The 10755-nt window shown below is 37.1% G+C and carries 5 protein-coding genes; 3 read left to right on the top strand and 2 right to left on the bottom strand.

The window, feature by feature from the left end:
* Positions 1 to 8 precede the first annotated feature (8 nt).
* The 3 genes from FLA105534_RS05915 (at position 9) to FLA105534_RS05925 (ending at position 2654) form a co-directional block, all read left to right on the top strand.
* A complete protein-coding gene (locus FLA105534_RS05915; protein WP_017497388.1) occupies positions 9 to 446 on the top strand; it encodes a hypothetical protein in 438 nt (145 codons plus the stop codon).
* Positions 447 to 617: 171 nt separating this feature from the next.
* On the top strand, positions 618 to 1706 hold the full coding sequence (bioB, locus tag FLA105534_RS05920; protein ID WP_173965112.1) for a biotin synthase BioB: 1089 nt from the start codon (positions 618 to 620) through the stop codon (positions 1704 to 1706).
* Between the two features lie 81 nt (positions 1707 to 1787).
* On the top strand, positions 1788 to 2654 hold the full coding sequence (locus FLA105534_RS05925; protein ID WP_173965113.1) for a cupin-like domain-containing protein: 867 nt from the start codon (positions 1788 to 1790) through the stop codon (positions 2652 to 2654).
* 69 nt (positions 2655 to 2723) lie between these two features.
* Here the strand turns inward: FLA105534_RS05925 and FLA105534_RS05930 are convergent, their stop codons facing one another.
* Positions 2724 to 6221 (bottom strand): T9SS sorting signal type C domain-containing protein, encoded by a 3498-nt coding sequence (locus FLA105534_RS05930; RefSeq protein WP_173965114.1) that lies wholly within the window; start codon positions 6219 to 6221, stop codon positions 2724 to 2726.
* 575 nt (positions 6222 to 6796) lie between these two features.
* Positions 6797 to 10657, bottom strand: a complete 3861-nt coding sequence (locus FLA105534_RS05935; protein WP_246253174.1) for a T9SS sorting signal type C domain-containing protein — start codon at positions 10655 to 10657, stop codon at positions 6797 to 6799.
* Positions 10658 to 10755: the final 98 nt, after the last annotated feature.

Raw genomic sequence — 10755 nt, forward strand, 5'->3', positions numbered from 1 at the left:
TAACCACTATGAAATTACCTAAAGAAATTACCAACGGTTTTCTGATTTTCCTTGGAATCGGAATTTACTTTTTATTGATGAACGTATTAGGTTTGGCGCATTTATTCTATTTGCGAACCCTGAATGTCTTTTTTATATTTTATGGTGTAAATAAAACAATGCGAATGAACCTTCATGAAGGCGAAACTAATTTTGTGTCGAATGCAGTTTCAGCAATGGCAACCTCTGTTGTTGGTGTAGCTTTAAGCGTTTTTGGATTGTTAGTTTATAGTTATGCCAGAGGTGGAGATGCTTATGTAAAAACACTTTCAGAAACATTTATGTTTGGCGGAAATCCTTCTGTACCAACCTACTGCATCTGCTTACTATTTGAAGGAATTGCTTCCTCAGTAATCGTCACGCTGATGATGATGTTGTACTGGAATAATAAATATGCAGCCGATTAATTTTTCAAAATAAATCAAACTATTTAGCACTCTAAAATCATAAAAAATTACAATTCTATGATTTTAGAGTGTTTCTTTTTTGAAATTATCTGTCAAATATTCATTTACAGGATTGGGCATTGGTTGATTGGAACAATTTAACTACTTTTGGAGCATCAAAAAACTGCATCAATGAGCATTACAAAACACAATTGGACAAAAGACGAAATAATCGCCATATATAATAAACCTATGATGGACTTGCTGTACGAAGCAGCAACAATTCACAGACAAAAGCATGATCCTAACGTAGTTCAGGTATCTACTTTACTTTCAATCAAAACCGGAGGCTGTCCGGAAGACTGTGGGTATTGCCCACAAGCTGCTCGTTATAACACCGGAGTTGAAGGAAATGATTTAATGAGTGTTAGTCAGGTTAAAGCACAGGCTTTACGTGCAAAATCAAGCGGATCGTCTCGTGTATGTATGGGAGCTGCCTGGAGAAACGTAAAAGATGGCGAAGAATTTGATCAGGTTTTAGAAATGGTTCGTACCATTAATAAACTTGACATGGAGGTTTGCTGTACCTTAGGTATGATTACCGAAAATCAGGCACAACGTTTGGCTGAAGCTGGTTTATATGCTTACAACCACAACTTAGATACTTCTGAAGAATATTATAAAGATGTTATTTCAACACGTGGTTTCGAAGACCGTTTGCAAACGATAGAAAATGTTCGTAAAACGAATGTGACAGTTTGTAGTGGTGGAATTATCGGAATGGGAGAAAGTATTGAAGACAGAGCCGGAATGCTTGTCGCGCTTTCTACTTTAAACCCTCAACCTGAATCTGTACCAATTAATGCCCTTGTAGCTGTTGAAGGAACTCCAATGGAAGAGGAAAAGCCAGTTGAAATTTGGGAAATGATCCGTATGGTCGCTACAACAAGAATTGTAATGCCGGATACACAGGTTCGTTTGTCTGCAGGAAGAACAAATATGAGCCGTGAAGGACAGGCAATGTGCTTTTTCGCGGGTGCAAATTCTATTTTTGCAGGTGATAAATTGCTTACTACACCAAACCCTGATGTTCATGAAGACATGAAAATGTTCGAAATGTTAGGATTGAATCCACAAAAACCATTTACAAAAGTTTCGCAGCCTAAAACCGTTGAAGCATCTGATTCACAGTTTGCTCCTCTAGGCGAGAAACCAAAATGGTCAAGACCGGGACATACAATTGATAGAAACCTTGAGGCTTCTGTCAAATCAAAAAATTAAGAAAAAGAGTTCATAAATCTCGATAAATATTTTTAAATTGCTTATAACATGTGTTATAAGCAATTTTTTTATTTAAGAGAGATGAAGTTAAAACAAATCGAACGGGTAAAAAAAATTTCAAAAGCAGATTTTATTTCCCAATATGTAAAAAAGCAAATTCCTGTTGTTGTTGAAGAATTGACCGAAGACTGGCCAGCTTATCAAAGATGGAAATTATCTTATATCAACGAAGTCGCAGGAAACATCATCGTTCCCTTATACGATGACAGACCCGTAAATCATGAAGACGGATTTAATGAAGCTCATACTACCATGAAAATGAGCGATTACATTCATCTTCTGGAATCGAAGCCAACCAATTATCGCATTTTTCTTTATAATTTAATGAAAGAAGTCCCGTCTTTAAAAGAGGACTTTCTATGGCCGGATATAGGTTTAAATCTGGTCAAACAAATGCCTATGCTTTTTTTTGGTGGAGAAAAGGCACGTGTATTCATGCATTATGATATTGATTACTCTAACATTTTACACTTTCATTTTCATGGAGAAAAACAATGCATGCTCTTTGCTCCGGATCAGTCTAAATATATGTATAAAGTGCCCCACGCTTTAATTTCAAGAGAAGATATAGATTTTGACAATCCTGATTACGAAAAATTCCCAGCTCTAAAAAAGACACAAGGATTTATCACCAATCTAAAACACGGTGAAATGTTATACATGCCTGAAGGGTACTGGCATTACATGAAGTATTTAACACCTGGTTTTTCGATGAGCCTAAGAGCTTTTCCTAAAAATATTATAAACTTATCGAAAGCTGTTTACAATGTTTTTATCATGCGTAACTTTGATATTATGATGCGCAAATTCAAAGGTCAAAAATGGATTGATTATAAAAATGAAAAAGCAATTCAAAATACCAATCAAAATCTGCAAAAACCTTTCTGAAAGCCTTTTCTGATTGTTTAAAAAGCAGTCGCAAAATTTCAGTTTGCAACTGCTTTTTCTATTAATTATCTAAAAAACTATTTTTTTAGTTCGTGTAGCATCATTTTCTAACGTCACTTTTACCAGTACCATCTGATTCCCTGGTGCCAGATTTGGTATTTGTAATTCTTTATTGCTAATTTTCTTTTTGTTGTACATCAATTTCCCCGACACATCAAAAACTGAGACCTCTTTAACCTGTTCATTTGATGACATCACGTTTATTATTCTATTTTTGACTGAAACAAAAATGGCATTCTGCAGGTTTTCGAAATCATCGGTGCCTAACGTTTTTCCTTTATAACGCAACACCAGTCGATCTGCAAAAGTTCCTATTGCGGTTGTAAAAGTGTAATTACTCTGTTTTAAATCATGAATTACGCCCATTACTTTATCTTCGATATAAATCGGCTGTTCGTTCATATTAAGGTCTACTTCGTCAATCGAAATCGTAAATTCACCCGCGATTGTAGTACGATACCCTAACGGAACGAGATCGGTATCAACAAAAGGCAAAGCCCTTCCCTGAATTACATAATTGTTCCCGTTAGCTATACTGTAAAAATCGAGATAAGGATTAGCATTAAAACTAATTCCGTCATAGTTGGCATCATACTCATTCGTAGCTCCCTCAATATACCCTACAAGTAACTGTTTAAAGGCCCCGGATGTATTGGTCATGTTTAACCAGATACGTTTTTTTACCAGAGCCGTTTCTTTTGATGTGTTTTCAGATTTAAAAAACTGATTATTATTTCCTGCTACCCGCATCGAATTGTTAAACTGTACTTTCCCTGCGGCTATAGTAGTTACAAAAAATGATTGTCCCGCTGCTATTTTACCCGTTGGTTTAATTCCATTATCATTGGCCGGAATATCACTATGTAATGGATCTGATTTAGCAGAAACTCCGCCACTTAAATTATAAGAAGCATAATCATCGGTTGTATACTGATTTGTATAGGTTAACTGTACAGGCGTATTGTGTGTCCAAAAATAAATGGTTCCACCCAGTAAACTGTTTCCGCTCAGAAGAGCATCGGCATTTAAAGCAGATGGATAAGGATTTCCTACTAAATAACTTTTTCCCGAACTTAAAAATTCTCCTTCCAAACTTCCATTGTTCGGAACTCCTGAAAAAATTCCCGTAAAAGGTGCTTTAATAGTATTCGAATAGGTCTCCGGGCCACGAATGATATACCCTTTGCCTACTACCATATTAGTGGTTCTATCGGTAACTACCCATTGTGTGCCATCAAAACCATAATATTTTGTTGCTGCTGTTCCAGATGAAAGATCAATTAATCTTTGAGGATTTACGGGAGTTGACCAATACAGATAATCTTTTTTTAAGATCCCGGGACTTGTTCGCTCATAAAAAACACTTCCTGAGTTAACTGCAGTATTCACCTGAAACAAACTTGAACTGGTTTTGAAAGTCAAAGAAGTACCTGCTCCCGAATCTACAATTAGTGCATTCTTAACTGTTAACGTATTTGAACTATTTATGGTTACTTTTTTTCCGGCATTTATCGTACAACCACAACTATTCACGTCTCCGGACGAAGAAAAATCATCTGCAAAAACAACATTCTGGCTTGTTGTTGGCGTTCCAAGCGACCATCCTCCTGCAATTGTATAGGTATTCGTTGCCAAAGCATTTACAACAATACTCGACAATGACATAGAAGCGCAGGTGCCCGGATATTGTACCGTAAAATTATATGTACCGGGAGCCAGGCCTGTAATGGTATATTTAGTCCAATCGGCACCTACACCTCCCGAATAAGTATTGGAGAACGAACCAGTTTGAGTAATCGTATAATCGTTTCTGTTTGGCAAATTCTTCAAAACGACAGTACCCGTCAGAACATCACAGGTGGGCTGAACCACCGGATCATTAAGTGGTGTGCCTGGCTGAGTAGTCGTCGTTATATTTTGTACTGTTGCGGTACCAGTAGCACTGGTTCCACAACCATTCTTTGATCTGAGTCTGTAATAATAGGTTGTACCTACAGTCAGTCCGGTCACTGTATAGGTCGTCACATTTCCTATATCAAGAGCATTATATCCTGATACAAAACTGGCAAATGTATTCGCAAGAGAGACATCTAACAGATAACTCACCGCATTGACTTCCGCACTCCAATTTGCCGTAAATGCAGTGCAAAAAGTATTCGTGGCTGCCTGCAATACAACATTACCCGGAGAAACAGCTGGTTTGTAAGTTACGGTATTCGAATAAGCACTCAAACAGGTACCGTTAAATGCTCGAACTCTATAATAATAAGTAGTCGCATTGCTTAAACCTGTAATATTTACCGTTAAAACATTTCCAACATTCAAACCGTTATAGGTTCCAACAAAACTTCCGAAATTAATATCTGTCGAAAGATCCAATGTGTAATAATTTGATCCCGAAACAGATTGCCAATTTGCTGTAATCTGGGTACAGGTTGCTCCGGTTCCTGCTAAAGCAACAGGAGCTGTTCCGGATGATGTTACATTTACTGAAGTAGTATTATTTGCACTGATAGTTGAAGCACAATTATCGGCAGCATTGCCACTTGTTCCAGAAGTTAAAGATGTAACTGTTAAACTTTTACTTCCTAAAGCTGAAAATCCGGGAGCTGTAAAAGTACTAGTTCCACTTGTACTTACAGTCATACTTACCGGTGTCTGAGTTACTCCGCCTACCTGATAAGCAACACTATATGCTCCTACCGGTAAACTACCATTTAGGGTTATTGTTGACGATGTTCCGGTACAAATATTTACGGTCGAGGCTGATATACTTGTTAGACTATAAGTTGGACAAGTATAAACAATCACAACTTTTCCGGTTCCTCCGGCTCCCCCTGTTGAAGCGGAACCTAAAAGTGCCGATTTTCCACCACTCCCACCACCTCCTGGCTGAGTTCCGGGATTACCATTACTATTGGCTAGTAAACCTGTAATACTCGCCCCTCCGGCTCCTCCGACATCTGCCCCGCTAGTACCTCCGGCTCCTCCGGCTCCGGTTACAGCAGGTAAAAGTGTCTCACCGGCTCCACCACTTACTCCGTCGACTTTAGTTGCTCCTGTAGATCCTGAAGCTAATCCTCCGGCGCCTCCTGCCGGATTGGTGACTGTACCATTATTGACAATCCCACCATTTCCTGCAAGTGCCGTTACATAACCTGTAATTGAGGAATTATCGCCAGCACCTCCATTAGCTGACAAAGCTCCTGCACCTCCTTTACCAACCGTAATCGACAAGGTCGTTTGAATAGACATGCTCATAGAGTAGGTACCCCCTGCAAAAGCCCCTCCTCCTCCTCCTCCGGCAGCTCTCTGTAAAGACAGACCCGGAACAGTTGAGCCACCTCCGGCTCCACCGCCTCCCCAGGCGCTCATAGTTACTGATGATACACCCGCAGGAACATAAAAACTACTTGTTCCAACACTTGAAAAAGAGACTGTTTTAGTCTGTGCATAAAAAAACAAAGGGAATGCAAATAACTGAAGTGTAAGTAAATATTTTCTCATCGTGGTATTTTTTAATATTTAAAAACAGAACTTCTCAATCAGACAGAAATCTGATCAAAGTAATTTTTAAATACCTCAAAAAATAAAACAACAATGCACAGGATAGACTAATCCTGAAGACACAAATAAAATATTGATGTGGAAAGTACTTTTTGTTTCATTTAATGGGGCATTTAAATTCGCAATCAGTATTTTAGGCAGATAAAAACTAATGGACACTCTATTCCATATCGTTTTAATAGCAAAGGATAAAAATTAACTTAACAGGCTTTTAAGCATTTCAATCGTAAAGTAACAACAAGGTACGATTTTATTTACAATGAAGACAACTGTTTTTGATTAAACTGTGCGATTTTAACACTTATCCGATCACACAAAACACTAACAAACAACACTTTACCAATAAACACAGGGGATCACGTCCAAAGTACTCTTTTAAAACTATAAAAATTATTACTTAAAAAAATGCGATATTACCTTTCAGATCGCAAAAAAGAAACCTAAAAGTCCTTATTTACGAAAACAATAGTTCATTGAAAACAAACAACAGGAATTAAAAGAAACCCAACATATCTTTAAAGCAAAATTTTTCGGGTTATCATTTTTCCGTTTTTCAATTTGATTTTTAGTATCAAAACCTGGTTGTTTGAATTGAATTTAGCCCCTTGAAATTCCAGATTTTCAATATTCTCTTTTTGATACAGTTGTTTTCCTAAAATATCAAAAATGATTATTTCACTGATTAGTTCCTGTGTAGAAGTCACTTTAACGACTCTGTCCTGAACTGAGATAAAAATATCTTGTTTTTTATCCTCAAAACCGTTTCTCAATAAAGACTCATCTATAAAGCTTAATACAAGACGTTCATTAAAAGTTCCCGGCTGAGTAGCAAATGAATAAGAACTATGACTTAAATTATGCTTTATCTTCAAATCTTTGTCTTCTACAAAGACATTCAACTTCTTGAAAAATTCATCCTGATGATCAATGCTAATACTAAATTTTCCTGCAACAGTAGTTTCATAACCAAGCGGAATTGAATCCGTTTGAACAAAAGGCAATGCTCTGGCCTGAATTACCAAGTTCTTACTTTCAACCCTACTATAAAAATTAACAAACTGGTTTCCATTTATTGATTCTGCATCATAATCTATGTCGTAACTATTTGTTGCATCCCCAATATAACCAATCAAAATTTGTTTAAAAATACCGTCATCGTTCTGAAAATTCAACCATATACGATGCTTTTCAATTGCATTTTTGATATTTCTATCCGAAATCTTATCTGCTTGTTTAAAAAATGTCGAGTTTCTTCCCGTAAGCCGCATACTATTATTGAATTCTATTTCCATCGGACCTTTACTATTGACAAAAAAAGCCTGTCCTGAGGAGATCGTTCCATCAGGAACTGTTTCATTAATTCCTGATGCGATGGCTTTTCTTGTTCCTACACCGCCAAGTAAATTGTAAACTGCATAGTCATCGGAAGTATATTTATAATTGGTAAGCGGTGTATTATGTGTCCAAAAATAAAGTGTCCCCTTAATTTTTGATTTGTTTTCTGCCAAAAAAACATCCGCATTGAGAGAAGATGGATAGGGGTTTCCAATTAAATTGAAGCTATCGGAGATTCCTAATTTAATCTCAATTTTACCATTACTTGGTATTCCTTTAAAGGTCGCTTCAAATTCTAACGGTACTGTCGTGGAAAAATCTTGTGGTCCCTGAATAATGTATCCTCTTCCACGAAGCATTATATTTGTGGGATTCTCCCGATTCCATTTTTTATCCCCATAGTTGTATGAATAAAATTTTTCTGAATGTGACTTGGGAGATACCTCTATTAATTTTTGTAAGTCTACAGGAGATGACCAATACGTATAATCCGATTTTCGTATGGGAGTTGAATTTCTTTTTAAATGAACGACACCTGTATTTACGATGTCGTCATCAGACTGATATAGGCTTGCAGAATCCTCCATTGTTAAAATCCCTTCACCCGCATATAAAAGTTCGATTCCTAAAGTATTCCCATTTAAAAGTGTAACCTTTTTCCCTTTATCGATTACACAACTGCACACATTTGCAGAAGTTAGATTTTCATAATCGCCTTTGAATTCTATTTCTTTTCCTCCCGACGGAAAACCATTGGACCAAATACCTCCATCCCATACTGTTGCATCTAAACAAAGTTTGATTCGCGCAATTCTATGTTTTGAAACGCCTGATATTGAGTTGAAATTTCCCCCAATAATCAACTTATAATCTGGTGTAAAACCCATTGCAAAGAGACTATTGTTAAGCTGGCTTTCGAATGAAGAATCGTAGTCCCCAGATTTTTTCAAACGCAGTAGTCGTAAAGCTGTATTGGATTTATAGGTTCCGGAAAAGGTTCCGCCTACCAAAATACGATCGTCCGGCTGAATTAAAATACTACGAACATCGCCTTTACTAAAACCAGTACCATTCTCAAAAAGCACATCTAAACTCCCATCTCTATTTAGTCGGGTAATGCGTTTTTGTGAGGTTCCGTTGTAACTCAAAAATGACCCCCCTACTACTATTTTCTGATCGGATTGCAGTCCAATTGTGTAAACATTTTTATCAAAACCTATCCCTGTTTTAAACCCTGAATCGACGCTACCATTAGAATTTAGACGAACCAATCTGGGAGATGCATTGCCATTAAAACTATTAAATCGACCTCCTACTATTATTTTATCGTCGGGTTGCACAACTATTGTCTCGACAACTCCATCGACACCAACACCCGAGTTAAAACTAACATCACGTAAACCGTTTTGCAGCAATCGAATTATTCTTCCAGCCGGCGCCCCGTTATAACTTGTAAAGTTACCTGCGACAATTACTTTCTCATCAGATTGAATAGCAATGGCATATACCAGCCCATTAAATCCCGAACCTATATTAAAAGTATTATCTATTGCTCCATCGGGCAAAATCCGGACGATTCTATTGCAGGTAATTTCGTTGTACTTTGTAAAATTCCCACCGAAAATGATCTTTCCATCTGATTGTAATATCCCAGATCTTACCCCATTATTAGCACCTGACTGTCCGGAATTAAAAGTTGCATCGAAAGTCCCATCAGCTAAAACCCTTGCTATTCGTGAACTAAAATTTCCGTTGAACTTCCTGAAATTCCCAAGTACCAATGTCTTTTTATCCGATAGAGGCAGCACGTTCAAAACAGAGCTATCAAAACCAACTCCAGCTGACAAATATCCTTCTACATGTTCTCCATCTCCATTAATTTTTACCAATCTTCCCTGATTCAGACTATCAAAAGCCGAAAACGAACCGGCAACATACCAGGAATTTTCTGTGTCGTTTGCCAAAGCCAAAACTGATCCTGATCCCGGCCCCGAATCAATACCAAAATCCGTTTGAAGAATTCCATTTGAATTTAACAAACAAATTCTATTCACTGCAGTTCCATTATAAAAGCCAGTGAACGATCCTCCTACCATAATATTACCATTAGAATCGTTTTTAATAACCTCTACAGCATCCCCGCTAAAACCAGAACCGGCTATAAAATCATTATCTATGCTACCATCCCGATTCAATCTGATAATTCGGTTAGCGGTAAATCCATTATAGCTTGTAAATTTTCCTCCCAGAATAATTTTCCCATTTGATTGGATAACAATCGTGTTTACGTCTTCGTTAAAACCCATTCCAACATTAAAATCAATATCAACTTTGCCATTCGGAAGTAAACACACTATTCTGTTGGCTGCAATAGTATTAAAAACAGTAAAATTACCTGTCAGCAAGATTTTACCATCGGACAAAATAATTGCATTTGTAATATTTGCCGAAGAGCCTGATCCTGTAATAAAAGAAGGATCTAAGCTCCCATTTGATAGAATGCGCGCTACTCGGTTTACCGTACTATTATTATATTTTGTAAAACTTCCGGTTATAATTATTTTACCATCGCTTTGTGGGCAAATGTTATAAATAATACCTGCAGTGGCAGCAACGGTAGTATCAAAAGTTGAATCGTAAGTCCCATCACTGTTTAATCTGATAAGCCTTCCGGAACTGATTCCATTAAAAGAAGTAAAACTACCCCCTACGATTATTTTGCCATCGGGCTGGATGTAACTGGTATAAACTTTACCGTTGAAACCTGTTCCTGTATTCCATGTTTCATCGATACTGCCATCCAAATTTAAGCGGGTTAAGTAGTGGGTCGAAATTCCATTGAGACTCAAATAATCTCCACCGACAATAAGTTTTTGATCCGATTGTAAAGATACTGTCCGCACAATATTATCAAAACCATCTCCTTTCTGTCCGTCATCAACTGTGTTGAAAGAGATATCTACTTTACCTTGTTGCGCACAAAGTGCCGGACTATGTAAATAGCCAACCAAAATCAGAGAAAAGATTATTTTTTTTATCAAAATACAAAATTCAAGTTAATACATATTGTAAGAATTAACTCAAAAATAAATACTCTGTCTGAGACTTGCAATACCTGATTTCAGTGATATTTTAAAAA

The organism is Flavobacterium collinsii, assembly GCF_902804485.1.
GTDB lineage: Bacteria > Bacteroidota > Bacteroidia > Flavobacteriales > Flavobacteriaceae > Flavobacterium > Flavobacterium collinsii.